The sequence below is a fragment of the Pseudomonas sp. YQ_6 genome (genome assembly GCF_043103245.1).
Taxonomy (GTDB): domain Bacteria; phylum Pseudomonadota; class Gammaproteobacteria; order Pseudomonadales; family Pseudomonadaceae; genus Aquipseudomonas; species Aquipseudomonas alloputida.
The window spans coordinates 1-24587 of the sequence record NZ_JBICJR010000057.1 but is presented as its reverse complement, the minus strand read 5'-3'; the positions used below and the strand labels follow the sequence as shown (position 1 = coordinate 24587).

Annotated in this window: 23 protein-coding genes; 16 read left to right on the top strand and 7 right to left on the bottom strand. The window is 62.0% G+C overall.

Annotated features, from left to right (window positions below; translation table 11 throughout):
* Positions 1-14: 14 nt before the first annotated feature.
* From ACF8FG_RS20050 to ACF8FG_RS20010, 9 genes are all read left to right on the top strand, one after another.
* Positions 15-848, top strand: coding sequence for a DUF692 domain-containing protein (locus tag ACF8FG_RS20050; protein ID WP_023389722.1), 834 nt, complete (start codon positions 15-17; stop codon positions 846-848).
* A complete protein-coding gene (locus tag ACF8FG_RS20045; RefSeq protein ID WP_267273392.1) occupies positions 845-1618 on the top strand; it encodes a DNA-binding domain-containing protein in 774 nt (257 codons plus the stop codon). Before ACF8FG_RS20050 ends, ACF8FG_RS20045 begins: the two co-directional genes overlap by 4 nt.
* A complete protein-coding gene (locus ACF8FG_RS20040; RefSeq protein ID WP_014589844.1) occupies positions 1611-2078 on the top strand; it encodes a DoxX family protein in 468 nt (155 codons plus the stop codon). The genes ACF8FG_RS20045 and ACF8FG_RS20040 overlap by 8 nt, the downstream gene beginning before the upstream one ends.
* A 303-nt stretch (positions 2079-2381) precedes the next feature.
* On the top strand, positions 2382-2765 hold the full coding sequence (gcvH, locus tag ACF8FG_RS20035) for a glycine cleavage system protein GcvH (protein ID WP_003255087.1): 384 nt from the start codon (positions 2382-2384) through the stop codon (positions 2763-2765).
* An 11-nt stretch (positions 2766-2776) separates the two neighbouring features.
* Positions 2777-5632, top strand: a complete 2856-nt coding sequence (gene gcvP, locus ACF8FG_RS20030) for an aminomethyl-transferring glycine dehydrogenase (protein ID WP_318081815.1) — start codon at positions 2777-2779, stop codon at positions 5630-5632.
* A 149-nt stretch (positions 5633-5781) separates the two neighbouring features.
* On the top strand, positions 5782-7158 hold the full coding sequence (locus ACF8FG_RS20025) for an L-serine ammonia-lyase (protein ID WP_070383504.1): 1377 nt from the start codon (positions 5782-5784) through the stop codon (positions 7156-7158).
* Between the two features lie 27 nt (positions 7159-7185).
* On the top strand, positions 7186-8307 hold the full coding sequence (gene gcvT, locus ACF8FG_RS20020; RefSeq protein WP_014589841.1) for a glycine cleavage system aminomethyltransferase GcvT: 1122 nt from the start codon (positions 7186-7188) through the stop codon (positions 8305-8307).
* A 357-nt stretch (positions 8308-8664) separates the two neighbouring features.
* Positions 8665-8874 carry a cold-shock protein gene (locus ACF8FG_RS20015; protein ID WP_014589840.1) on the top strand — a complete coding sequence of 70 codons (210 nt, stop codon included), beginning with the start codon at positions 8665-8667 and terminating at the stop codon, positions 8872-8874.
* Between the two features lie 89 nt (positions 8875-8963).
* Entirely contained in the window at positions 8964-9452 is a 489-nt protein-coding gene (locus tag ACF8FG_RS20010) for an RDD family protein (protein ID WP_003255094.1), read from the top strand.
* Between the two features lie 148 nt (positions 9453-9600).
* Here the strand turns inward: ACF8FG_RS20010 and lptG are convergent, their stop codons facing one another.
* The gene (gene lptG, locus ACF8FG_RS20005; RefSeq protein ID WP_010952171.1) at positions 9601-10662 is read right to left on the bottom strand and encodes an LPS export ABC transporter permease LptG; all 1062 of its coding nucleotides are present in this window, start codon (positions 10660-10662) and stop codon (positions 9601-9603) included.
* The gene (lptF, locus tag ACF8FG_RS20000) at positions 10655-11770 is read right to left on the bottom strand and encodes an LPS export ABC transporter permease LptF (RefSeq protein ID WP_004575655.1); all 1116 of its coding nucleotides are present in this window, start codon (positions 11768-11770) and stop codon (positions 10655-10657) included. The genes lptG and lptF overlap by 8 nt, the downstream gene beginning before the upstream one ends.
* A gap of 301 nt (positions 11771-12071) precedes the next feature.
* On the opposite strand from lptF, the gene ACF8FG_RS19995 reads away from it, so the two are divergent.
* From ACF8FG_RS19995 to rlmF, 5 genes are all read left to right on the top strand, one after another.
* Complete coding sequence (locus ACF8FG_RS19995; RefSeq protein ID WP_014589839.1) at positions 12072-13565, top strand: leucyl aminopeptidase; 1494 nt, start codon at positions 12072-12074, stop codon at positions 13563-13565.
* A 50-nt stretch (positions 13566-13615) separates the two neighbouring features.
* Entirely contained in the window at positions 13616-14044 is a 429-nt protein-coding gene (locus ACF8FG_RS19990; RefSeq protein WP_014589838.1) for a DNA polymerase III subunit chi, read from the top strand.
* Positions 14045-14049: 5 nt separating this feature from the next.
* Positions 14050-14415: a hypothetical protein gene (locus tag ACF8FG_RS19985; RefSeq protein ID WP_003255102.1), complete on the top strand. Its 366-nt coding sequence runs from the start codon at positions 14050-14052 to the stop codon at positions 14413-14415.
* A 179-nt stretch (positions 14416-14594) separates the two neighbouring features.
* Positions 14595-17441: a valine--tRNA ligase gene (locus ACF8FG_RS19980; protein ID WP_003255103.1), complete on the top strand. Its 2847-nt coding sequence runs from the start codon at positions 14595-14597 to the stop codon at positions 17439-17441.
* Positions 17442-17619: 178 nt separating this feature from the next.
* Positions 17620-18573 (top strand): 23S rRNA (adenine(1618)-N(6))-methyltransferase RlmF, encoded by a 954-nt coding sequence (gene rlmF, locus ACF8FG_RS19975; protein WP_070383502.1) that lies wholly within the window; start codon positions 17620-17622, stop codon positions 18571-18573.
* 47 nt (positions 18574-18620) lie between these two features.
* On the opposite strand, the gene ACF8FG_RS19970 is transcribed toward rlmF, so the two are convergent.
* On the bottom strand, positions 18621-18902 hold the full coding sequence (locus ACF8FG_RS19970) for an HU family DNA-binding protein (protein ID WP_003255106.1): 282 nt from the start codon (positions 18900-18902) through the stop codon (positions 18621-18623).
* A 370-nt stretch (positions 18903-19272) separates the two neighbouring features.
* On the opposite strand from ACF8FG_RS19970, the gene yejK reads away from it, so the two are divergent.
* A complete protein-coding gene (gene yejK / locus ACF8FG_RS19965; protein WP_010952163.1) occupies positions 19273-20280 on the top strand; it encodes a nucleoid-associated protein YejK in 1008 nt (335 codons plus the stop codon).
* On the opposite strand, the gene ACF8FG_RS19960 is transcribed toward yejK, so the two are convergent.
* The 4 genes from ACF8FG_RS19960 to ACF8FG_RS19945 form a co-directional block, all read right to left on the bottom strand.
* Positions 20228-20569 carry a GIY-YIG nuclease family protein gene (locus ACF8FG_RS19960; protein ID WP_003255109.1) on the bottom strand — a complete coding sequence of 114 codons (342 nt, stop codon included), beginning with the start codon at positions 20567-20569 and terminating at the stop codon, positions 20228-20230. The genes yejK and ACF8FG_RS19960 overlap by 53 nt on opposite strands.
* Positions 20562-21038, bottom strand: coding sequence for a nuclear transport factor 2 family protein (locus ACF8FG_RS19955; RefSeq protein WP_014589835.1), 477 nt, complete (start codon positions 21036-21038; stop codon positions 20562-20564). Before ACF8FG_RS19955 ends, ACF8FG_RS19960 begins: the two co-directional genes overlap by 8 nt.
* Positions 21039-21147: 109 nt before the next feature.
* Positions 21148-22428 carry an MFS transporter gene (locus ACF8FG_RS19950; RefSeq protein WP_041166849.1) on the bottom strand — a complete coding sequence of 427 codons (1281 nt, stop codon included), beginning with the start codon at positions 22426-22428 and terminating at the stop codon, positions 21148-21150.
* A gap of 13 nt (positions 22429-22441) precedes the next feature.
* Positions 22442-23092: a FadR/GntR family transcriptional regulator gene (locus tag ACF8FG_RS19945; RefSeq protein WP_134697357.1), complete on the bottom strand. Its 651-nt coding sequence runs from the start codon at positions 23090-23092 to the stop codon at positions 22442-22444.
* A 139-nt stretch (positions 23093-23231) separates the two neighbouring features.
* On the opposite strand from ACF8FG_RS19945, the gene ACF8FG_RS19940 reads away from it, so the two are divergent.
* Positions 23232-24416, top strand: coding sequence for an alkaline phosphatase family protein (locus ACF8FG_RS19940; protein ID WP_134697358.1), 1185 nt, complete (start codon positions 23232-23234; stop codon positions 24414-24416).
* Positions 24417-24587 lie beyond the last annotated feature (171 nt).

The window sequence follows — 24587 nt, the reverse complement described above, 5'->3', positions numbered from 1 at the left end:
AGGGGAAACCGACCATGAACGCAGACGCACGAATGGGCGCCGGAGTCAGCCTGAAGGCCGAGCACTACGACCAGGCGCTGGCGTGCAATCTCGAAGGGCTCTGGTTTGAAGTTCACCCGGAGAACTACATGGTCGGAGGCCCTCGCCTTGCCTGGCTGAACCGAATCGCAGAACGGCACCCGGTTTCATTGCACGGTGTGGCACTTTCGCTTGCGGCTGACGCGGCCCCCGATCAGGACCATCTGCAGCGTCTGCGCGCACTGTGCGATCAGACCAAACCGGTACTTGTATCAGAGCACCTGGCCTGGTCAACCTGGCAGGGACACTACCATCCAGACCTGCTGCCATTTCCGCGCAGCAACGAAGCCCTGCGGCGCATCGCTGAAAACATCCAGCGATGCCAGGAGGTATTGGGCCGGCGGATATCCATCGAAAACCCCAGTCATTACTTGCAGCTGCAGGGCCATGACTGGGACGAGATCGACTTTCTTGACGAACTGACACGTCGCACCGGTTGTGGTCTGCTGCTGGACATCAACAACGTCTATGTGAGTGCTCACAATCTGGGGTTCTCGGCAACTGCCTACCTGGACCGCTTTCCAGCGCAAGCCATCACAGAAATTCATCTGGCCGGGCACAGCGACGATGACCAAGGCAGCCTGTTGATCGACTCTCATGATGCGCAGGTGGTCGAGCCTGTATGGGCGCTGTACCGCAAACTGGTTTCCCGTGTCGGCCCGCGCCCGACCCTCATTGAACGTGACGACAAGCTTCCCCCGTTCACCGAACTGCTTGCTGAACGGTCCATCGCACAGTCGATCATGACTCGCCCAGGTGTATTGCCATGAACCTTTCCCTTGGTCAGTTCCAGCAAGCGTTCATCGAGGCTCTCTATTCCCGTCCCGCTCCTCAGCTTTCGGGAGTGACCGAACAAGCGGCGTTCGCGGTTTATCGCAACACGGTGTTGGCCGGCTGCGTGGATGCGCTGCGCGCAAACTTTCCGAGCGTGTGCACACTCGTCGGGCGCGCCTGGATGGATGAGACCGCGGCAGTCTATGCGCGGCAATTCCCCCCCAGCGATCCCCGGCTGATCTGCTACGGCGCGACCTTCCCGGATTTCCTCGAAGACATTCAGTCACAGCACGCTGTGCCGTATTTGGCGGAAGTCGCCCGCCTGGACCTGCGTTGGACAGAAGCCTTCAGTGCGCCGTACGAAACGTGCCTGAACCTTGTCGAGCTGGCAGGCATGACCCCCAGCGATCTTGATCACGGTTGCTTGCACCCCCGTGCCAGTGCTCGCTGGTACTGGTGCGAGGCGCACCCTGTTTACAGCCTGTGGCGCTGCGCCCGCGAGCAGGTTGCCTGGCCCGATGACCAGCCATGGGTGGGCGAAGGGGTGCTGTTTGTCGGCTCCGCTGATGGCGTATGCCACCAACCACTGGGAAAAGGTGGCCATGCGTTTCTCAAGGCCTGTGCTGCCGGACAGTCGCTGATGCAGGCCTCGGACCTGGCGCGACACGCTGAAACCGACCTGGATTTCACCGAGATGCTCGGGCACCTGATGACGGCCCAGGCTTTTCGCCCACTCGCTTTCACAGGAGAACACCATCATGGCTAGTGCCGATTTCACGCCCCCGGCCAGCAGCCTGCGGCGCGCCTGGAACCACGTTGCACAGAGCCTCGAGCGCCGTTTGAGCGATGACCTGTTGTGCCTGGTCGCCCGGTTCGGGATCGCCTCGATATTCTTTCTTTCAGGACGCACCAAAGTGGAGGGTTTCCTCACCCTTACACCCGGCACCTATGAGCTGTTCCGCACCGAGTACGCGCTGCCGCTACTCTCGCCCTGGCTTGCAGCGCACCTGGCCGCCTACGCTGAGCACTTGTTCCCGCTATTGCTGGTGCTCGGGCTGATGACCCGGCTATCGGCGCTGGCACTGCTGGGCATGACTCTGGTGATCGAAGTGTTCGTCTACCCCGATGCGTGGCCCACCCACCTGACCTGGGCAGGGCTCTTGCTGCTCCTGGTCGCCCGTGGCGCCGGCGCGTTTTCGCTGGATCATCTGCTGAAAGTGAGATGACCGAAGGCCATTGGCACCTCGCCAGTCCAGGCACCACATGTATCGTTTTCGCTACGTCGTAGCGAAAACGATACACACCCTCCTCGCCGTGGGTGCACAAGGGTTTGATGCTCAAACCCTTTTCCTCCCATGAGTATCTGTAACGATATCATTCCACACGAAAAATACGGCCTTCACCTCTATTTACGTAATCCATTGATAAATAAGACGTTTTATTGGTTGGCCGCATTATTGCTAAGGGAATCCTACCCTAAGAGCGCGGCGCCACCGCGCCCCCAACGCCCTGCTTCCCGAGGATTCCCCATGAGCGAGTTGCGTTTCACTGAAGATCACGAATGGCTGCGCGTCGAAGCCGATGGCAGCGTCACCGTGGGCATCACCGCCTACGCCCAGAATGCCCTTGGCGACGTGGTTTTCGTGCAACTGCCAGAGTTGCAGCAGTATGAGAAAGGCAGCGAAGCGTCCACCGTCGAATCGGTCAAGGCCGCCAGCGGCGTGTACATGCCACTGACGGGTGAAGTGGTCGAGGTCAACGGCCAGCTCGAAGACAGCCCGGAACTGGTCAACGAAGACCCGATGGGCGAAGGCTGGTTCTTCCGCTTCATCCCTGCCGATGCAGAAGCGGTAACCGCTCTGCTCGACCAGGACGCCTACGATCGCCTGCTCAAAGCCAACGACGACGCCTGAGGAATCCCGCCATGACCATCAACCTCGGCACCGCCAACGAATTCATCGCCCGTCACATAGGCCCGCGCGCCGCTGACGAACAGGCCATGCTCACTGCACTGGGCTTCGACTCGCTGGACGCCATGACCGCTGCGGTCATCCCCGACAGCATCAAAGGCACCAGCGTGCTTGGCTCGCACGACGGCCAGAGCGAGGCCGACGCACTCGCCGCACTCAAGGCCATCGCCGGCAAGAACCAGCTGTTCAAAAGCTACATCGGCCAAGGCTACTACAACACCCACACTCCGGCGCCGATTCTGCGCAACCTGCTGGAAAACCCGGCCTGGTACACCGCCTACACCCCGTATCAGCCAGAAATTTCCCAGGGCCGCCTGGAAGCGCTGCTGAACTTCCAGACCCTGATCAGCGACCTCACCGGCCTGCCGATCGCCAACGCCTCCTTGCTCGACGAAGCCACTGCTGCGGCCGAGGCCATGACCTTCTGCAAGCGCCTGTCGAAGAACAAGTCCAGCCATGCCTTCTTCGCCTCCGTGCACTGTCACCCGCAAACCCTCGACGTGCTGCGCACCCGTGCCGAGCCGCTGGGTATCGAGGTTGTGGTTGGCGACGAACGCGAGCTGGGCGATGTCAGCGCCTTCTTCGGCGCCCTGCTGCAATACCCGGCCAGCAACGGTGAAGTGTTCGACTACCGCGAGGTCGTACAGCGCTTCCATGCTGCCAACGCCCTGGTCGCCGTAGCGGCAGACCTGCTGGCCCTGACCCTGCTGACCCCACCGGGCGAATTCGACGCCGACGTGGCCATCGGCAGCGCCCAGCGCTTCGGCGTGCCACTGGGCTTCGGTGGCCCGCACGCGGCTTACTTCGCCACCCGCGACGCGTTCAAACGCGACATGCCTGGCCGCCTGGTCGGCGTGTCGATCGACCGCTTCGGCAAAACCGCCCTGCGTCTGGCCATGCAGACCCGCGAGCAGCACATTCGCCGCGAAAAGGCCACCAGCAACATCTGCACCGCCCAGGTGCTGCTGGCCAACATTGCCAGCATGTTCGCCGTGTACCACGGCCCTGCCGGCCTCAAGCGCATTGCCGAGCGCACCCACGCCCTGACCGCGATCCTCGCCGCCGGCCTGAAGGCGCTGGGCGTACAAGTGGTGGGCGCCAGCGCCTTCGATACCCTGACCCTGGCCACCGGCACTGCCACCGCCAGCCTGCATGACAAGGCACGCGCCCAGGGCATCAACCTGCGCCAGATCGATGCCGCCCATGTGGGCCTGTCTCTGGACGAAACCAGCACTCAGGCTGACGTCGAGTCGCTGTGGCAGCTGTTGGGTGGCGAGCAGGCACAGCCTGACTTCACCGCACTGGCCGCCAGCACCGGTTCCCTGCTGCCTGCTGCCCTGCTGCGCCAGTCGGCCATTCTCGAACACCCGGTGTTCAACCGCTACCACAGCGAAACCGAGCTGATGCGCTACCTGCGCCGCCTGGCCGACAAGGACCTGGCGCTGGACCGCAGCATGATCCCGCTGGGCTCGTGCACCATGAAGCTGAACGCCGCGAGCGAAATGATCCCGGTCACCTGGGCCGAGTTCGGCAACCTGCACCCATTCGCCCCGGCCGAGCAGAGCCAGGGCTACGTGCAGATGACCACCGAACTGGAGGCCATGCTATGCGCGGCCACTGGCTATGATGCCGTGTCGCTGCAGCCCAACGCCGGTTCGCAGGGCGAATACGCCGGGCTGTTGGCGATCCGCGCCTACCACCGCAGCCGTGGTGAAGGCCACCGCGATATCTGCCTGATCCCGTCGTCGGCCCATGGCACCAACCCGGCCACCGCACACATGGCTGGCATGCGTGTTGTGGTTACCGCCTGTGACGCCCGTGGCAACGTCGATGTCGAGGACCTGCGCGCCAAAGCCATCGAGCACCGCGAGCGCCTGGCTGCAATCATGATCACCTACCCGTCGACCCACGGCGTGTTCGAGGAAGCGATCGGCGAAATCTGCGCGATCATCCACGACAACGGTGGCCAGGTGTATATCGATGGCGCCAACATGAACGCCATGGTCGGACTGTGCGCACCCGGCAAGTTCGGCGGCGACGTTTCCCACCTGAACCTGCACAAGACCTTCTGCATCCCGCACGGTGGTGGTGGCCCGGGCGTTGGCCCGATTGGCGTCAAGTCGCACCTGGCGCCGTTCCTGCCAGGCCATGCCCAGCTGGAAAACACCCAGGGCGCGGTATGCGCTGCGCCCTTCGGTAGCGCCAGCATCCTGCCAATCACATGGATGTATATCCGCATGATGGGCGGTGCCGGCCTCAAACGTGCCTCGCAGATGGCAATCCTCAACGCCAACTACATCGCCCGCCGCCTGGAAGAGCACTATCCTGTTCTGTATACCGGCGGTAACGGCCTGGTGGCTCACGAGTGCATTCTCGACCTGCGCCCACTGAAGGACACCAGCGGCATCAGTGTCGACGACGTGGCCAAGCGGTTGATCGACTTCGGCTTCCACGCTCCGACCATGTCCTTCCCGGTGGCTGGCACGCTGATGATCGAACCGACCGAGAGTGAGTCCAAAGAAGAACTGGACCGCTTCTGCAACGCCATGATCCAGATCCGCGAAGAAATCCGCGCGGTGGAGAACGGTAGCCTGGACAAGGACGACAACCCGCTGAAAAACGCACCGCATACTGCGGCTGAGTTGGTTGGCGAATGGACCCATGGCTACAGCCGCGAGCAGGCGGTATACCCCCTGGCGAGCCTGGTGGAAGGCAAGTACTGGCCGCCGGTCGGCCGGGTCGACAACGTGTTCGGCGACCGCAACCTGGTGTGCGCCTGCCCGTCGATCGAGAGCTATCAGGACGTCTGATAGCCCCACCCCGCCACCTGGCTTGGGTGGCGGGCTCTGTGTAGGAGCGGGTTCACCCGCGAATGCGATGGTGTCTATACCGCCGCATTCGCGGGTAAACCGCTCCTACAGGGCTCAACGTCCGCCCAACAAACTGGCAGGAGGTCAACATGTCACTGAGCGTCTTCGACCTGTTCAAGATCGGCATCGGTCCCTCCAGCTCCCACACGGTCGGCCCGATGCGCGCCGCTGCGCGGTTTGCCGAAGGGCTGCGCCGTGACGGCCTGCTGGCCCGCACCGCCAGCGTCAAAGCCGAGCTGTATGGCTCACTGGGCGCCACAGGCAAAGGCCACGGCAGTGACAAAGCCGTGCTGCTGGGCCTTGAAGGCGAACACCCGGACATTATCGACACCGACAGCATTCCCGCCCGCCTTCAGGTCATCCGCGACAGCGGACGCATCAACCTGCTGGGCGAGCAAAGCATTGCGTTCATCGAAAAGCAGCACCTGGCGATGATCCGCAAGCCCTTGGACTACCACCCCAATGGCATGATCTTCCGCGCGTTCGACGACGCAGGCCTGCAAATCCGAAGCCGCGAGTACTACTCGGTTGGCGGTGGTTTCGTGGTCGACGAGGACGCTGCCGGCCACGACCGCATCGTCGAGGACACAACGGTGCTGGCCTATCCGTTCAAGACCGCCAAGGCGCTCCTCGGCCACTGCACCGCGCATGACCTGTCGGTGAGCCAGGTGATGCTGGCCAACGAGTCCGCCTGGCGCCCTGAAGCAGAAACCCGAGCCGGGCTGCTGCGCATCTGGCAGGTGATGCAAGATTGCGTCACGGCAGGTTGCCAGCATGAGGGCATATTGCCAGGAGGGCTCAAGGTCAAACGCCGCGCGCCGGCCCTGTACCGCCAACTGAGCGGCCACCCGGAAGCCAGCCTGCGTGACGCCCTGTCTGTGCTCGACTGGGTCAACCTCTACGCCTTGGCGGTGAACGAGGAAAACGCCAATGGCGGTCGTGTGGTCACCGCCCCTACCAACGGCGCAGCGGGCATCGTCCCGGCAGTCCTTCACTACTACATGCGCTTCGTCCCCGGTGCCAGCGAGGACGGGGTGGTGCGCTTTCTGCTCACTGCCGCAGCCATCGGCATCCTGTACAAGGAAAACGCCTCCATCTCCGGGGCCGAAGTGGGCTGCCAGGGCGAGGTCGGCGTCGCCTGCTCGATGGCCGCCGGGGCGCTGTGCGAAGTGATGGGCGGCAGCGTGCAGCAGGTGGAGAACGCCGCCGAAATAGGCATGGAACACAACCTGGGCCTGACCTGCGACCCGATCGGCGGCCTCGTGCAGGTGCCCTGTATCGAGCGCAATGCGATGGGCTCGGTGAAGGCCATCAACGCGGTCCGCATGGCCCTGCGCGGCGACGGGCAGCACTACGTGTCGCTGGACAAGGTCATCCGCACCATGCGCCAGACCGGCGCCGACATGAAAAGCAAATACAAAGAGACCGCCCGTGGCGGCCTGGCCGTCAACATCATCGAATGTTGACCCGACAACAACACCAAGGAGTCACCGATGTCCGAAACACTGCTCAAGACCCCACTGCACGCCCTGCACCTGGAATTGGGTGCGCGCATGGTGCCGTTCGCCGGCTACGACATGCCGGTGCAGTACCCGCTGGGCGTGCTCAAGGAGCACCTGCACACCCGCGAGCAGGCCGGCCTGTTCGACGTCTCGCACATGGGCCAGATCATTCTGCGAGGCGCTGACGCCGCCAAGGCGCTGGAAAGCCTGGTACCGGTGGACATCATCGACCTGCCGGTGGGCATGCAGCGCTATGCCATGTTCACCAATGAGCAAGGCGGCATTCTCGATGACCTGATGGTGGCCAACCTGGGCGACGACACGCTGTTCCTGGTGGTCAACGCTGCCTGCAAGGACCAGGACCTGGCTCACCTGCAATCCCACATTGGCAACCGTTGCGAGGTGCAGCCGCTGTTCGAGGAGCGTGCCCTGCTCGCCCTGCAAGGCCCGGCTGCAGTCAAGGTGCTGGAACGCCTGGCCCCAGAAGTGGCCGGCATGACCTTCATGCAGTTCCGCCGAGTAACACTGCTGGAGGTGGACTGCTTCGTCAGCCGCTCGGGCTACACCGGCGAAGACGGCTACGAGATCTCGGTACCGGTCAACGCTGCCGACGCCCTGGCTCGCCGCCTGCTGGCCGAGCCGGAAGTACAGCCGATCGGCTTGGGCGCACGCGACTCGCTGCGCCTGGAAGCTGGCCTGTGCCTGTATGGCCATGACATGAACAGCGAGACTACGCCGATCGAAGCCAGCCTGCTGTGGGCGATTTCCAAAGTGCGCCGTGCCGATGGTGCACGCGCAGCGGGTTTCCCGGGCGCCGAGGCGATCTTCACCCAACAGCGCGATGGCGTGGCGCGCAAACGTGTCGGCCTGTTGCCGCAAGAGCGCACGCCAGTACGTGAGGGTGCGGATATAGTAGATGCCAACGACAAACCGGTAGGCAAAGTGTGCAGCGGCGGATTTGGCCCGACACTCGGCGCACCGGTTGCAATGGGTTATATCGATAGTGAACATAGCGCCCTCGACACGCCACTTTTTGCTGTCGTGCGCGGCAAGAAGGTGGCCTTGAAAGTCAGTAAAATGCCTTTCGTGACACCACGTTACTACCGTGGCTGAAACGGCTTTGTGAGGGTTTTGGGCAGCGTAGACATATTCGTTTTCGAACCTGCACAATAACTTTTGAACATGGCGCCAGGCCAGGCGCCATGCCGTTTCCGACAAATCGGTCGGTTATCGGCAAGCCGCCAGTTTTCCATACGACCAAGGGCTTGTTTTTCGCTCGGGAGTTGGCGTAGAGTCACTGCACTGTGTTTGCATGGGTCGCAACAGTTCGTGACCTGGGCCAGTAGCCGAGATTTGCTACAACCCGTTCGACGTCTCTTACTTCCTGCAACCCAGCCCAGTAATCTTTCGCTTACAAAAAAGTGCGAAAGTAACTGTCATCAAAATTTAAGTTTCATAGGAAATAAGACAATGGCTGAGCGTCAGAAGGGTACCGTCAAGTGGTTCAATGACGAAAAAGGTTACGGCTTCATCACCCCAGAAAGCGGTCCGGATCTCTTCGTTCACTTCCGCGCTATCGAAGGCAACGGCTTCAAGAGCCTGAAAGAAGGCCAGCAAGTCACCTTCGAAGCAGTCCAGGGCCAGAAAGGCATGCAGGCTGACAAGGTTCAACCTGTCTGATCCAGCGCCAGACTTTGAAAAGCCCCTGCCAAGTGCAGGGGCTTTTTTTTGCCCGTAGAATAGTGGGCTCGTCTTTTGGAGCGTCCTGCATGTCCAAGCCTCTACTCACTCCCCAGGGAGATTTTCCGCCGGTCGGCCTGGGCCGGCGCCTGGCAGCGATGTTCTATGACTTTTTACTGTGCACCGCACTGCTGATCGTGACCGCCGGCGCCTACAAGATGATTCAGATGTCGATCATCGGCGAAGCACGCATGCGCGAGCTGACCGAGGCCGGCGCACTGGATGGCGACCCATTGCTGTCTACGGTATTGCTGTTTGCCCTGTTCGGCTTCTTTGCCAAGTTCTGGACCCACGGCGGGCAGACGCTGGGTATGCAGGTATGGGGCGTTCGGGTGCAGAATGCCGATGGCTCGGCCATCAGCCTGTGGCAGGCGCTGTTGCGGTTCGTCGTGTCGATCGCCTCATGGCTGTGCCTGGGGCTGGGTTTTTTCTGGGTGCTGATCGACAAGCGCAAGCGTGGTTGGCATGACATCTATTCGGAAAGCCAGCTGGTGCGAGTGCCTAAACAGAAGAAATGAGCCAGAGGATTGGAGTTGCCGGTTCGGGCCGTTTCCTGATGCCTGCGCGATACCTGTAGGAGCGGGTTTACCCGCGAAGAGGCCGGGCCAGATTAACACCCATGAAAAAGCCGACCCTGAGGTCGGCTTTCTTGTGCAGCTCAGGCTATTAACCTGCCCGGCGCAACAACCACACACCGGCCAAGGCACAGATGCCCGCTGGTATCACCACCGCCAGCAGTGGCGGGAAGCCGAATACCTGGCTCGACGGCCCAAGCAGGTCCTGGCCAATGCGAAACACGAAGCCCACCAGTACACCCGTGAACACGCGCTGACCAAGGGTTACCGAACGCAGCGGGCCAAAGATGAACGAGATCGCCATCAGCACCAGGGCCGCCGTTACCATCGGCTGCAGCACCTTGGTCCAGAACGCCAGCCAGTAGCGGGAGTTGTTCAGCCCCTGATCAGACAAGTAGTGGATGTAATCCCACAACCCGGTAATCGAAAGCGACTCCGGCGCGAGGATCACGGTATTGAGCAGTTCTGGCGTGAGCGAAACATCCCAGCGCTCCTCCGGCGCGTTGACCACCTCGGTGTGGTCGCCGCGGAAGTAGGTGGTACGCACATCGGCGAGCAGCCAGTGGTCGTTCTGGTACTGCGCACGGCGGGCAAAGCTCGAGGTGACAATCTTGCGCTCGCTGTCGAAGCGGTAGCGGGTCACGCCCAGCAGCAGGCCATCGGGCTGTACGGCGTTGATGTGCACGTACTCCTCGCCCTGGCGGTGCCACATGCCACGTTTTGAGCTTTGTGCTTCACCACCACCCTGGGCCAGGGAACGGTCGGCCTGGGCCTTGTTCTCGGTCACCGGTGCCACATATTCGCCAATCAGCAGCCCCACCAGCATCAGCACCAGCATCGGCTTCATCACCGCCCAGACGATACGGCCGATGGACACGCCGGCCGCACGCATGATGGTCAGCTCGCTGCTGCTGGCCAGACTGCCCAGGCCGATCAGGCAACCGATCAGGGCGGCCATTGGCAGCATTTCATACAGCCGCCGAGGTGCGGTAAGCAGGACGAAGTTGCCCGCTTCCATCACCGTGTAGGTGTCACTCAGGTCGCCCATTTCATCGATGAAGGCGAAAAGCGAAGCCAGGCCGAGGATGATCCCCAGCACCGCCAGGATGGCCAGCAGCACGCTCTGGCCGATGTAGCGATCGAGCTTAGCCATGGGCCACCTCCGCACGGCGGGCGGCACGTTTCAGGCGCAGCGGCTCCCAGTACATCAGGCCAAGGCCGATCAGCAGGAACAGGCCGTGGACCCACCACATGCCCAGGGCGATCGGCAGTTTGCCCTTCTCGAGGGCGCCGCGTACGGAAATCAGCATTGTCAGGTAGGCCATGTACAGAAGAATTGCCGGCAGCAGCTTGAGGAAGCGGCCCTGGCGCGGGTTGACCCGCGACAGTGGCACCGCCAGCAGGGTGACGACGAACACCAGGATCGGCAGCGACAGCCGCCATTGCAGCTCGGCGCGCTCACGCAGGCCCTCCTTGCCGATCAGTTCGGAGGTGGGAAGCGCTTCGCGCTCGGTCACTTCCTCGGCGACTTCCGGCTTGGGCAGCAGCACACCGTAGGTGTCGTACTTGATGGCGCGATAGTCGGCCTGGCCCGGGTTACCGTCGTAGCGGTAACCGTTTTCCAGCACCAGGTAGCGGTTGCCGTCGGCCTGGATTTCCTGGTGGCCTTTCTCGGCGACCAACACCGACGGGGCGCGATCCTTGGTCTTGTCCTGGTTGAAGCGCTTCTCGGAGATGAACACCCCGCCCAGGTTGATGCGGTCATCCGACAGTTGCTCGGTATAGGTTACCCGCGAGCCATCACGCAAGGTCTGGAAGCGGCCCGGGACCAAGGTGTCGAACTCGGTCAGGGCATCCTGCTGGCTGATGATCTGCTGCACCTGGGCAACGCCCAGGGGGGCCAGGCTCAGGCTCAGCCAGGCCACCAGCAGGGCAACCAGGGCAGCCGGCGCCATGGTCATGCCCAGCAGGCGCTGCTGGCTCATGCCAGTGGCCGACAGCACGGTCATCTCGCTTTCCAGGTACAGGCGCCCGTAAGCCAGGAGGATGCCGAGGAACAGCCCCAGAGGCAGGATCAGTTGCAGGAAGCCTGGCAAGCGGAAGCCCATGATCAGGAACAACACGCCAGGGTCGAGCACGCCCTGGGCAGCCTGGGCCAGGTACTTGATGAAGCGCCCGCTCATGATGATCACCAACAGCACAGCGCTGACGGCGCTCAAGGTGACCAGGACCTCGCGGGACAGATAACGAAAGACGATCAAACCAGACACTCCTGGGTTGTCAGGGCGGACTGCCATGCAATGGCGCCAAACAATGACTTAGTACATCCAAGACCAATGCCGGTTCGCCAAAGGCGAACCTCCATGTAAAGTGCGCGCATTATCCTGTGATTGACCGCCCCTGTCACTTGGCCGCGTACGAAGGCGCACATCGGGGTTGTCAGCACGCTTGCCACAGGCTCAAACTGGCAGCTTTTCCGCTGGTGCGCGACGACGCGGCCAGGCCCGTCCAGAGCGCTGGAACACACAGCGCCATTCGTATCGATCATTCGGGGATCCTGACATGGAACTGGTTGTAAAAAGCGTAGCTGCTGCATCTGTAAAAACCGCCACCCTGGTCCTTCCAATCGGTGAAAAACGCAAGCTCGGCGCTGTTGCCCAGGCTGTCGACCAGGCCTGCGAAGGCGCCATCAGCGCCGTGCTCAAACGCGGCGACCTGGCCGGCAAACCGGGCCAGACCCTGCTGCTACAGAACCTTCCGGGCCTGAAGGCCGAGCGCGTGCTGCTGGTGGGCAGCGGCAAGGAAGAAGCCCTTGGCGACCGCGCCTGGCGCAAACTGGTGGCCAGTGTCGCTGGCGTGCTCAAGGGCCTGAACGGCGCTGACGCAGTACTGGCCCTGGACGATATCGCGGTCAGCAACCGCGACGCCCATTACGGCAAGTACCGCCTGCTGGCCGAAACCCTGCTGGACGGCGAATATGTGTTCGACCGTTTCAAAAGCCAGAAAGCCGAGCCGCGTGCGCTGAAAAAGGTCACCCTGCTGGCCGACAAAGCCGGCCAGGCCGAAGTCGAGCGTGCGGTCAAGCATGCCAGCGCCATCGCCAGCGGTATGGCCTTCACCCGCGACCTCGGCAACCTGCCGCCCAACCTTTGCCACCCAAGCTTCCTGGCCGAACAGGCGAGAGAGCTGGGCAAGGCGCACAAGGCCCTCAAGGTTGAAGTACTGGACGAGAAAAAGATCAAGGACCTGGGCATGGGCGCGTTCTACGCCGTGGGCCAGGGCAGCGACCAGCCGCCACGCCTGATCGTGCTCAATTACCAGGGCGGCAAAAAGGCCGACAAGCCATTCGTGCTGGTGGGTAAAGGCATTACCTTCGACACCGGCGGCATCAGCCTCAAGCCAGGCGCCGGCATGGATGAAATGAAGTACGACATGTGCGGCGCCGCCAGCGTGTTCGGCACCCTGCGTGCAGTGCTCGAGCTGCAACTGCCGATCAACCTGGTGTGCCTGCTGGCCTGCGCCGAGAACATGCCAAGCGGCGGTGCCACCCGCCCAGGTGACATCGTCACCACCATGAGCGGCCAGACCGTGGAAATCCTCAACACCGACGCTGAAGGCCGTCTGGTGCTGTGCGACACCCTGACCTACGCCGAGCGCTTCAAGCCGCAGGCGGTCATCGACATCGCCACCCTGACGGGCGCATGCATCGTCGCCCTGGGCAGCCACACCTCCGGCCTGATGGGCAATAACGACGACCTGGTCGGGCAGTTGCTCGATGCCGGCAAGCGCGCCGACGACCGTGCCTGGCAATTGCCGCTGTTCGAGGAATACCAGGAGCAACTGGACAGCCCGTTCGCCGACATGGGCAACATCGGTGGGCCGAAGGCCGGTACGATCACCGCGGGTTGCTTCCTGTCGCGCTTCGCCAAAGCGTACAACTGGGCGCACATGGACATTGCCGGTACCGCCTGGGTCAGTGGCGGCAAGGACAAAGGCGCCACTGGCCGCCCGGTACCTCTGCTGACCCAGTACCTGCTGGACCGCGCTGGCGCCTGAAGCCGTGAAGCCGGTGGTGCCTTGCGCGCCACCGGCCGGCGATTCCCACCATGAGCAAAGTCGACTTCTACATTCTGCCCACCGACTCGCTATCGGCGCGGCTCGATTTCGCCTGCAAGCTGTGCGAGAAGGCCTGGCGCCTCGGCCACCGGGTCTATCTGCACTGCCAGGATGCAGAACAGCGCATTGAACTGGACCAACGCTTGTGGCGCTTCAAGGGCGAGGCCTTCGTGCCCCACGACCTCGCCGAGGTGCATGCCGATGCTGACGTGGTTCTGGGCCTGACTGACAACGCCGGCGAGCACCACGGTCTGCTGATCAACCTCGGCGCCAGCGTGCCGGGCTTTGTCGGGCAGTTCGAGCGGGTGGCCGAAATCGTTGTTGAAGAGCCGGCTATCCGCCAATCAGCCCGTGAGCGATTCCGTTTCTACCGCGAACAGGGCTATGCTCTGCAAGACCACCGCTTACAGCGACTTTGACGACGATGGACAAGCCCTCCCCTTTGCCCGATTCCGCCCATCTGCTCGATGACCTCGAGTCGATCCGTCAGCTGCTTGGCGACGCCGACCTGCAACCGCCACTGCTCACCGAGACGGTAGAGCAGATTCCGTTGCTGCTGGACGAAGCCGCCAGCGACCCCGCGGCGCCCGCCGAGCCGGTAGCTGCCGAGCCCGAGGACGACCCGCAGACCCGCCGCCAGGACACCCTGCTGCACCTGGAAAGCGAGCTGCGCGCCGCAGCACAGATGATCATGCAGGACGTGATCAACGACTTTACCCCGCATATCGAGAACGAAATCAAGCGCCGGCTGGATGCGCGGATCGAGCGGCTGATCAAGCGTTCCGAGTAGAACCGGCAACGGTGTCGCCTGCTTCGCGGGCGCGCCCGCTCCCACAGGTTCGAAGCCTGCGCTTTGCCCGCGAAGCAGGCGACTCTGTTCCGACAGTTGTCAGCAGCTTGTCGCCTGCGGCCCCCAGCTTGGTTATACTTCCCGGCTTTCCCGAATAAATGCACAGGGTCCCGCCGCGCATGGATAAGACCTACCAGCCGCACGCAATCGAAACTTCCTGGTACAACACCTGGGAGTCCGAGAACTATTTCGCTCCACAAGGTGCAGGCGAGTCCTACACCATCATGATCCCGCCGCCGAACGTAACCGGCAGCCTGCACATGGGCCACGGGTTCAACAACGCGATCATGGACGCCCTGATCCGTTTCCGCCGCATGCAAGGCCGCGACACCCTGTGGCAGCCGGGTACCGATCACGCGGGTATCGCCACGCAGATGCTGGTCGAGCGCCAACTTGAAGCCAAAGGCCAGAACCGTCATGACCTGGGCCGCGAAAAGTTCCTGGAAAAAGTCTGGGAATGGAAGGATCAGTCCGGTGGCAACATCAGCCGCCAGATTCGCCGCCTGGGCTCGTCAGTAGACTGGAGCCGCGAGCGCTTCACGATGGACGACGGCCTCTCCGAAGCGGTAAAGGAAGCGTTCGTGCGCCTGCATGAAGACGGCCTTATCTACCGTGGCAAGCGCCTGGTCAACTGGGACACCAAGCTGCACACAGCCATCTCCGACCTCGAAGTGGAAAACCACGATGAGAAAGGCCACCTGTGGAACCTGCGCTACCCGCTGGCCGACGGCGCCAAGACCGCCGAAGGCCAGGACTACCTGGTAGTTGCCACCACGCGCCCGGAAACCCTGCTGGGTGACGCTGCCGTGGCCGTCAACCCGAACGACGAACGCTATCAGGCACTGATTGGCAAATTCGTCGAACTGCCATTGGTCGGCCGCCGCATCCCGATCATCGCCGATGACTACTGCGACCCCGAGTTCGGTACCGGTTGCGTGAAGATCACCCCGGCCCACGACTTCAACGACTACGAAGTCGGCAAGCGTCACAACCTGCCGCTGCTGAACATCTTCGACAAGAACGCCTTCGTGCTGGCCAGCGCCCAGGCCTTCAACCTCGACGGCAGCGTTAACGAGCAGGTCGACACCCAACTGCCGGCCCAGTACGCCAACCTTGACCGCTTTGTCGCGCGCAAGCAGATCGTCGCCGACCTGGACGCCCAGGGCCTGCTGGTCAGCATCGACGACCACGCCCTGAAAGTGCCGAAAGGCGACCGCTCCGGCACGGTCATCGAGCCGTGGCTGACCGACCAGTGGTACGTTTCCACCAAGCCGCTGGCAGAGCCTGCCATCGCCGCCGTAGAAGATGGCCGCATCCAGTTCGTGCCCAAGCAATACGAGAACATGTACTTCTCCTGGATGCGCGATATCCAGGACTGGTGCATCAGCCGCCAACTGTGGTGGGGCCACCGCATTCCAGCGTGGTACGACGAGGCCGGCCAGGTCTACGTTGGCCGCAACGAGGAAGAAGTGCGCGCCAAACACAAGCTGGGCGCCGACGTGGTCCTGCGTCAGGATGACGACGTACTCGACACCTGGTTCAGCTCGGGCCTGTGGACATTCTCCACCCTGGGCTGGCCGGAACAGACCGAATTCCTCAAGAAGTTCCACTCCACCGACGTGCTGGTGACTGGCTTCGACATCATCTTCTTCTGGGTTGCGCGCATGATCATGCTGACCATGCACCTGATCAAGAACGAAGACGGCACCCCGCAGGTACCGTTCAAGACCGTGTACGTACACGGCCTGGTACGGGACGGCCAGGGCCAGAAGATGTCCAAGTCCAAAGGCAACGTGCTGGACCCGCTGGACATCGTCGACGGTATTACCCTCGACGCCCTGCTGGAAAAACGCACCAGCGGCATGATGCAGCCCAAGCTTGCCGAGAAGATCGCCAAGCAGACCAAGGCCGAGTTCCCCGAAGGTATTGCCAGCTACGGCACCGACGCCCTGCGCTTCACCTTCTGCTCGCTGGCTTCGACAGGCCGCGACATCAAGTTCGACATGGGCCGCGTCGAAGGCTACCGCAACTTCTGCAACAAGATCTGGAACGCTGCCCGCTACGTCCTGGACAAGGGCGAAGACTGCGGCCAGAACGGCGAAGCTTACGAGCTGTCGCTGGCCGACCGCTGGATCATCTCGCAGCTTCAGCGTACCGAAGCTGAAGTAACCCGCCAGCTGGAGCAGTTCCGCTTCGACCTGGCCAGCCAGGCGCTGTACGAATTCATCTGGAACCAGTACTGCGACTGGTACCTGGAGCTGTCCAAACCGGTACTGTGGGACGAAAATGCCCCGGTAGAGCGCGCTCGCGGCACTCGCCGCACCCTGGTGCGCGTACTGGAAGTGGCACTGCGTCTTGCACATCCGTTCATGCCGTTCATCACCGAAGAAATCTGGCAGCGCATCGCGCCGCTGGCCGGCATCGACGGCAAGACCATCATGCTGCAGCCATGGCCAGTGGCCAACGAAGCACGCATTGACGCCGCTGCCGAAGGCGACATCGAGTGGCTGAAAGAGTTGATGGTCGGCCTGCGCAATATCCGCGCCGAAATGAACATCGGCCCGGGCAAGCCGCTGCCGCTGTTCCTGAAGAACGCCAACGCCGACGACCAGCGCCGCCTGCAGGAAAACGAAGCGCTGCTGAAGAAGCTGGCCAAGGTCGAGTCGTTCACCGTACTGGGTGATGCCGACGAAGCGCCGCTGTCCGCTACCGCCCTGGTCGGTGACCTGCAGGTGCTGGTGCCAATGGCCGGGCTGATCGACAAGGATGCCGAGCTGGCGCGCCTGAACAAGGAAATCCAGCGTCTGCAAGGTGAAGTGCAACGTGTTGGCGGCAAGCTGTCCAACGCAGCCTTCGTCGACAAGGCCCCGCCTGCGGTGATCGAGAAGGAACGCGCCAAGCTGGCCGAGTCCGAACAGGCCCTGGCCAACTTCACCGAGCAGCATGCGCGGATTGCAGCGCTGTAATCACTAGAGAGACCGTTGGGGTCGCTGCACGGCCCTTTCGCGACACAAGGCCGCTCCCACAGGACGGCGCCAACCTTCAAGGCGCCACCACCCTGTGGGAGCGGCCTTGTGTTGCGAAAGGGCTGCGTAGCAGCCCCAGGTTCTTCAAGCCACCGCTCGTATAGGGCTGGACACTGCCATGACCCCGAACAAACCCACCCTGCACCCTCGCAACCGCCACCAGGGTCGCTACGACTTCCCCAGCCTGATCAAGGCACACCCTGATCTGGCCCGTTTCACCATCACCAACCCCCACGGCAAGCCCAGCATCGACTTTGCCAACCCCGAAGCCGTCCGCGTGTTCAACCGTGCACTGCTCAAGGCCCAGTACGGCATCCAGCATTGGGACATCCCGGCCGATTACCTGTGCCCGCCCATTCCTGGCCGTGCCGACTACATCCACGTAGCCGCCGATCTGTTGGCCGATGACAATGCCGGCGACGTCCCAAGGGGCGCCCAAGTGCGCGCGCTGGACATCGGCGTGGGGGCCAACTGCATCTATCCACTGCTGGGCTACAGCGACTACCGCTGGCGCTTCCTCGGCTCGGACATCGACCCGGTGGCTCTGGCCTCGGCCAAGGCTATCGTCCAGGCCAATGGCCTGGGCAAAGCCATTAACCTGCGCCAGCAGGCCAACCGAGCGCACATCCTCAGCGGCCTGCTGCAGGAGGGCGAACGCTTCGACCTGACCCTGTGCAACCCGCCCTTCCACGCCTCACGCGACGAAGCCACCCGCGGCAGCCAGCGCAAATGGAAGAACCTCGGCAAACAGGACCCCAAACGCAAGCTGCCCGTGCTGAACTTCGGTGGTCAGAACAATGAACTGTGGTGCGAAGGTGGCGAAATCCGCTTTGTCACCCAGCTGATTGGCGAAAGCGTGCAGTACGCCGAACGGGTACTTTGGTTCACCAGCCTGGTATCCAAGGCCAGCAACCTGCCGGGCATCGAGGCCGCGTTGAAGAAGTCCGGCGCCAAGGCCGTACGCATCATTGAGATGGGCCAGGGGCAGAAACAGAGCCGCATGGTCGCCTGGAGCTTCCATGACGACGCCGCACGCCAGGCCTGGCACGCCCAGCGTAAATCACAGGCATGAAAAAACCGCGCCCAGGCAAGCCGGGCGCGGTTTCGTCAAAGCAACAATTACTTGTTGATGGCGTCGGTCAGCACTTTGGCTGGAACGAACTTGACGACTTTCTTGGCAGCGATTTCGATGGCAGCGCCAGTCGAAGGGTTGCGGCCGGTACGGGCAGGACGCTCGGAGACTTTCAGCTTGCCGATGCCTGGCAGAGTGATTTCAGCGCCGTTTTCCAGTTGGTCAGCAACGATCTGGCCCAGTTGCTCCAGAGCGTTCTTGGCGGTGGCTTTTGGCGCGGCGATCGATTCGGCGATGTCGGCAATCAGTTGGTCTTTGGTCAATGCCATGGTGGTGTTCCTTCCCTATCAAATTCGATGGTTAAGCAGCGGACTACGACGTTATCGGGCCAGCCCCTTGAAATGGAGGGCCGCGCCAATTGCGTATGTAGATACGAAAATCGGCGTTTGGTTCGACACGACGAAAGCATGCTGCCAGCAATGCGCCACACGAGGGGCGCAAGACCGCGCAAAACTACCACATGAATGGATAAATATCCGCTTCGCACTTTGATTAAATGCAGGTTTTTCGGGGGTTTCAGCTGAAAACACACAAAATTGAACAAAAAACGAACAACCGACATATCTGCCAACATACGGCCACTGCATCACCTCAGGTCTAGGTTAAACTTGGCAACTTTTGCAGCTCGCCGAGAATTCCATGCCAATCCGTCATTGCATCGTTCACCTGATCGACAAAAAGCCCGATGGCAGCCCCGCCGTGCTGCATGCTCGCGACTCCGAACTGGCTGCCTCCGATGCCATCGAAAACCTCCTGGCCGACCTCAATGACAGCTACAACGCCAAGCAAGGCAAGGCCTGGGGCTTTTTCCACGGCGAATCGGGCGCCTACCCGCTGAGCGGCTGGCTGAAGCAGTACCTGGATGAAGAAAAAGACTTCACCGCCTTCAGCCGCGTGGCTGTCGAGCATCTGCAGAAGCTGATGGAAGAGTCCAACCTGTCCACCGGCGGCCACATCCTGTTTGCCCACTATCAGCAAGGCATGACCGAGTACCTGGCAATCGCCCTGCTGCACCATAGCGAAGGCGTGGCGGTGAATGCCCAGCTCGACGTGACCCCTTCCCGTCACCTCGACCTTGGCCAGCTGCACCTGGCAGCACGCATCAACCTGTCGGAGTGGAAGAACAACCAGAACTCCAGGCAGTATATTTCGTTCATCAAGGGCAAGAACGGCAAGAAGGTGTCGGATTACTTCCGCGACTTCATCGGCTGCCAGGAAGGCGTCGACGGCCCGGGCGAAACCCGCACCCTGCTCAAGGCCTTCAGCGATTTCGTCGAAAGCGAAGACCTGCCGGAAGAATCCGCCCGCGAAAAGACCCAGACCCTGGTCGAGTACGCCACCACCCAGACCAAGCTGGGCGAGCCGGTGACGCTCGAAGAGCTGTCCAGCCTGATCGACGAGGACCGCCCCAAAGCGTTCTACGACCACATCCGCAACAAGGACTACGGCCTGTCGCCGGAAATTCCTGCTGACAAACGCACCCTCAATCAGTTCCGCCGTTTCACCGGGCGTGCCGAGGGGCTGTCGATCAGCTTCGAGGCACATCTGCTGGGGGACAAGGTAGAGTATGACGAAGCAGCGGGGACCTTGATCATCAAGGGGCTGCCGACAACCTTGGTGGATCAGCTGAAGCGCCGCAAGGACTGATTTCCCCCAAGCCGCCAAAGGAGGCCACCAGTGCCTCCTTCGCCGACTTGCGCAGCCGCTTCACCAACCGCTCCTGGCGCAGCGCCGCGCCCTTGTCCGGCCACTGCTCCACATACACCAGCGCCTGGGCCGGGCTGGTCTTGAAATAGCGGGCGCCCTGCCCTTTCTGATGCGCGGCGAACCGACGCTGCGGGTCATCGCTGATGCCGCAATACAACGAGCCATTGGCTGCCCTTACCAGATAGACAAACCAGGGCTTACCAACGGCAGGTTCGACGACTTCACTCACCCTGGGCCTGCTGGAATGCGCGCAACCCCTTGAATGCCTGCAGGCGGACCTTGTTCTGCATCAGCGGCGACCACCCCAGCAGCATTCCAGGAACACCCAACGCTTGCCGCGACCAGCGCCACAGGTCAAAGGTGTCGTCATGCTGGCAAATCAGGCCATCACGAATGACAAAGCGTGCCTGGATATCGTTGACCACAACACGGCCGGTCTGGCTGAACAGGTAGGTAGCCACCCAGTGCGCGCTGCCACTGTGCTCATCTGCGCGTATGCTGTCGAATGTCAGGGTGAAGTTCTTGGCGCGGGTGGTGAGCATCCGCCACATATCGCCTGCGTCCTTGCCGCGCAGGGTGCCGAACACCGGGTCGCTGAAAACGATATCGTTGCTGTAGCAGGCCAGCATGGCGTCGGCATCCAGGCGCTGGAAAGCCTGGTAGAAACGGGTAATCAGGGCGCGGTTGGCATCGCTCATTGGGGGCTGGTCCGTCCTAGGTTCGAAAACTGCACGATAATCTGCCCCGGTGGCTTATGCCAGTCCCGCCCTCTTGGCAGGCACGAGGACAGGACTGCTAAAACAGGCCTCAGACTTTTTCGCAGGTCGCCTGCACATGCAGCGCCCGCCCGGCACCCAGCCCAAATACGACGGCACCAACGCCCAGCACCGCAAAAATCCAACCCAGTGCCGCCCAGCCGCCGGTCAGGTCATGCACCAGCCCCACCGCAAAAGGCCCCATCGAGGCCAGGGTATAACCCACCCCTTGGGCCATGCTCGACAAGTTCGCCGCCACGTGGGCGTCCTTCGAGCGCAGCACGATCAAGGTCAGCGCCAGGGCAAAGGTACCGCCCTGCCCCAGGCCCAGCACAATGGCCCACCCCCACAGTCCGGAAAGTGGCGCATACAGGCAACCGAACAGCCCCGCCAGCGTACCCGACATGACCACCACGATTGCCAGCCGCTGGTCCTTGCCGCGGGTGGCCAGCCAGGGGGCGCTGAGCGAGCTGATCAACTGCACGATTACCGACCCTGACAGCACCAACCCTGCCTCGGTCGGGGTGAGGCCGCGGCCGATCAGGATCGATGGCAACCAACCGAACACGATGTAAGCCAGTGATGACTGCAGGCCCATATACAGGGTCACCTGCCAGGCCAGTGGGTCACGCCACAAGCCTCGCACGCGATAGGCCACCTTGTGCAGGCCATGCCCCTGACGGGCCTGTGGCAGCCACACCAGCATGGCCAGCAAAGCCGGCAGCACCCAGAAGCCCAACCCCAGTGCCCAGCTGCCGTCGAAATGCTGGGCCAAAGGTACGGTGGCACCTGCGGCCATGGCCGCGCCCAGGCATAATGCCATGGTGTATACACCGGTGAGCGTGCCAGCATGCTGTGGAAAGTCGCGCTTGACGATACCTGGCAACAATACGCCGATAATGCCGATGCTGGCCCCCGCCATCAGGCTGCCGAGGAACACCCCGATAGCCCCAAAAGTACTTCGTACCACGAGGCCAAGTGCCAGGGTGAGGAGGATGCCAAGAATCACCCGCTCGCTGCCAAAGCGCCGAGCCAGCAACGGCGCCAAGGGCGCAAACAGGCCCAGGCAGAGCACCGGCAAGGTGGTCAGCAAGCCAGCCTGTGAAGCATTCAGCCCCAAGCCTTCAGATACTTGGCCCAGCACCGGCGCCATGCTCGATAATGCCGGGCGCAGGTTCAAGGCCACCAGCACCAGGCCCAGCAGCAACAGCCAGGGCCGCCGCAACACCACAGCCTGCTGCTGGACCTGTTCGTCGTCAGCTTCAGCGTCGATCAGCAGCTCATCGAGATCCCGCTCGTTCGATGGGGTATTACGGGTGATGGATTCAGCCATGGCCTTCTCGGTGTCAGGATTCAATGAGGGTACGGCTCAGGCGCTTGGCCCGTTCAGCGTCACGTTGCTCGATGGCGTCGAGGATTTGCCCGTGCAAGTCGAACGTGGCCTGGCAGCGCGGAACGGTGGCCATATTGTGTTGCAGAGCGGCAGCCACGACCCCGGAAAAGTAACGGTACAGTTCGCTTAATGCCGGATTATGGGCGGCATCGACCAACCGCTGATGAAACACCAGGTCGCAGGCCACATAGGCATCGACATCGCCGTGAAAATGCCCGGCACTGCCTTCCAGGGCATCCCGTAGCGCTTGCAGGTCGGCATCGGTACGGCGCAAGGCCGCCAGCCCGACGGCCTCCGCCTCGAGGATATGGCGGGTTTCACGGGCCTGCTCGGGCGTACACCGGGACATCGCGTGCACCGCCTGCAGCGGGTCCTGGGCAGTGCGCAGGTAGCTGCCGTCGCCCTGGCGAATTTCCACCAGGCCACTGAACGCCAGCACGCGCATGGCCTCACGCACGGTGTTGCGGCTGATGCCCAGCTGCAAGGCAAGCTCTGGCTCGGTAGGCAGGCGCTGACCGACCTGCCAATCGCCCAGCACGATGCATTCGCGCATGCGCTCTACCGCCAACTCCACCAGGGAGCGCTTGGTCAGCTCAGTATTCATGCCACTCAACCAATCATCCGACGAATTGCTGCAGCTTACTGGATTGCAGGCAAAGAGGTAAACCACCTGGTATTTCTGCCAGTTGTGGGCATGCCACTTTGTTGCAACGCTCGTTGCGTGCTTTCAAGGATGCGCCCCCATGCGACTGGCAAGTTTGCTGTTATTGCTGTTCCTGGCCCTTCAGCCGGGCTGTGACCCGGCCCGACACCCGAGCCGCCCTAAGACCTTGCTCATCGGCCTTGATGGCGTGCAATTGCAGCAGTACCTGCAACTGGGCGATGCGACCAACCTGAAACAGCGGCTGCACTATGGAAGGGCTTACGCCGGGGGGATCAATGGTAAAGCCAGCGAGCAACCCACCTTGAAAGGCCCTGGCTGGATCACTTTGCTGACTGGCGTGTGGAGCGACAAGCATGGCGTTGAATCGGACGACGACTCCCAACGGGTCAACCGGGCGTTTCCTAGCCTGTTCAAGCGGCTACGCCTGGCCTACCCCAATGCCTACCTCTCCAGCATCGTCAGCTGGTCGCCCATCAACACGGCGTTTCTGCTGGAGGACGCTCATGACGCCGATGTACGCGAAAGTGGTTTGCCAGATGAACAGGTGATTGAGCGTACGTTGCAGACCCTTGGTGACACACCCGCTGACTTCACGTTCATTCAACTGGACGAACCTGACCAGATCGGACATCAAAGGGGTTATGGTGAGCACTATGCGCAGTCGTTACGCAAGGCCGACAATGAGATCGGGCGGCTATTGGACAAGGTCGACCAGCGGCGTCGCATGTTCCCACAGGAAGACTGGCTGGTACTCGTCAGTACCAACCATGGCCGGGACTATTGGGGAAAAGGCCATGGTGGCGCTTCGGAGCAGGAAAAGAGCATCTTCATAGCCAGCAACAAACCGTTGAATCAGGAACTGACCGAGCTGAGCATTCCTGTGGAAATGCCTGGGCCCGGAGGTCTGTACGGGCTTCCCGCGCAGACCTCCGTAGCGCCCACGGTGTTGCGCCACATGGGCCTCAAGCTGCAGCCGGAATGGCTATTGGACGGCACGCCTTTAGTGGGTGATACCGGCGTGCGCAAGGCGCGGGCCGACGAAAACAAAGGACGGCTACGCTGGAACAGTAACGCCAAGGGTTATCTGACCATCATCAAGAACGGCCATGTGGTTGCCCAGGTTGCGGCCAGAGACGAGCAATGGACCGATCCGGAGGGGATGGACAAGCAGAACGATTATGCGCTGGTGCTGGATGGTACACCGGCGGCAGTGCGCAACAGGCCGACAGCCAAACCGTTTGTAATCGAAGATCGCCGCTATTAATCCCTTGAGAAGCAACAGCTCTGCCGTTCCTCAAGGGTTGGCGCGCCCCCCGTAGGAGCGGGTTCACCCGCGAAAGGGCCGGCCCTGCTGGCCAATTTCACCAGCCGTTCAGCGTTGCCGCCGCTACCGTATTCGCGGGTAAACCCGCTCCTACATTGGACGCGCACAGGC

What these genes read in the sequence shown, in the direction of transcription:
- ACF8FG_RS20050 (WP_023389722.1), top strand. Translation starts at nt 15, where the DNA reads ATGAACGCAGACGCACGAATGGGCGCCGGAGTCAGCCTGAAGGCCGAG.
- ACF8FG_RS20045 (WP_267273392.1), top strand. Translation starts at nt 845, where the DNA reads ATGAACCTTTCCCTTGGTCAGTTCCAGCAAGCGTTCATCGAGGCTCTC.
- gcvH (WP_003255087.1), top strand. Translation starts at nt 2,382, where the DNA reads ATGAGCGAGTTGCGTTTCACTGAAGATCACGAATGGCTGCGCGTCGAA.
- ACF8FG_RS19980 (WP_003255103.1), top strand. Translation starts at nt 14,595, where the DNA reads ATGGATAAGACCTACCAGCCGCACGCAATCGAAACTTCCTGGTACAAC.
- ACF8FG_RS19970 (WP_003255106.1), bottom strand. Translation starts at nt 18,902, where the DNA reads ATGGCATTGACCAAAGACCAACTGATTGCCGACATCGCCGAATCGATC.
- rlmF (WP_070383502.1), top strand. Translation starts at nt 17,620, where the DNA reads ATGACCCCGAACAAACCCACCCTGCACCCTCGCAACCGCCACCAGGGT.
- ACF8FG_RS20025 (WP_070383504.1), top strand. Translation starts at nt 5,782, where the DNA reads ATGTCACTGAGCGTCTTCGACCTGTTCAAGATCGGCATCGGTCCCTCC.
- lptG (WP_010952171.1), bottom strand. Translation starts at nt 10,662, where the DNA reads ATGGCTAAGCTCGATCGCTACATCGGCCAGAGCGTGCTGCTGGCCATC.
- ACF8FG_RS19945 (WP_134697357.1), bottom strand. Translation starts at nt 23,092, where the DNA reads ATGAATACTGAGCTGACCAAGCGCTCCCTGGTGGAGTTGGCGGTAGAG.
- ACF8FG_RS19995 (WP_014589839.1), top strand. Translation starts at nt 12,072, where the DNA reads ATGGAACTGGTTGTAAAAAGCGTAGCTGCTGCATCTGTAAAAACCGCC.
- ACF8FG_RS19990 (WP_014589838.1), top strand. Translation starts at nt 13,616, where the DNA reads ATGAGCAAAGTCGACTTCTACATTCTGCCCACCGACTCGCTATCGGCG.
- ACF8FG_RS19950 (WP_041166849.1), bottom strand. Translation starts at nt 22,428, where the DNA reads ATGGCTGAATCCATCACCCGTAATACCCCATCGAACGAGCGGGATCTC.
- ACF8FG_RS19940 (WP_134697358.1), top strand. Translation starts at nt 23,232, where the DNA reads ATGCGACTGGCAAGTTTGCTGTTATTGCTGTTCCTGGCCCTTCAGCCG.
- ACF8FG_RS20015 (WP_014589840.1), top strand. Translation starts at nt 8,665, where the DNA reads ATGGCTGAGCGTCAGAAGGGTACCGTCAAGTGGTTCAATGACGAAAAA.
- ACF8FG_RS19985 (WP_003255102.1), top strand. Translation starts at nt 14,050, where the DNA reads ATGGACAAGCCCTCCCCTTTGCCCGATTCCGCCCATCTGCTCGATGAC.
- ACF8FG_RS20010 (WP_003255094.1), top strand. Translation starts at nt 8,964, where the DNA reads ATGTCCAAGCCTCTACTCACTCCCCAGGGAGATTTTCCGCCGGTCGGC.
- yejK (WP_010952163.1), top strand. Translation starts at nt 19,273, where the DNA reads ATGCCAATCCGTCATTGCATCGTTCACCTGATCGACAAAAAGCCCGAT.
- ACF8FG_RS20040 (WP_014589844.1), top strand. Translation starts at nt 1,611, where the DNA reads ATGGCTAGTGCCGATTTCACGCCCCCGGCCAGCAGCCTGCGGCGCGCC.
- ACF8FG_RS19955 (WP_014589835.1), bottom strand. Translation starts at nt 21,038, where the DNA reads ATGAGCGATGCCAACCGCGCCCTGATTACCCGTTTCTACCAGGCTTTC.
- gcvP (WP_318081815.1), top strand. Translation starts at nt 2,777, where the DNA reads ATGACCATCAACCTCGGCACCGCCAACGAATTCATCGCCCGTCACATA.
- gcvT (WP_014589841.1), top strand. Translation starts at nt 7,186, where the DNA reads ATGTCCGAAACACTGCTCAAGACCCCACTGCACGCCCTGCACCTGGAA.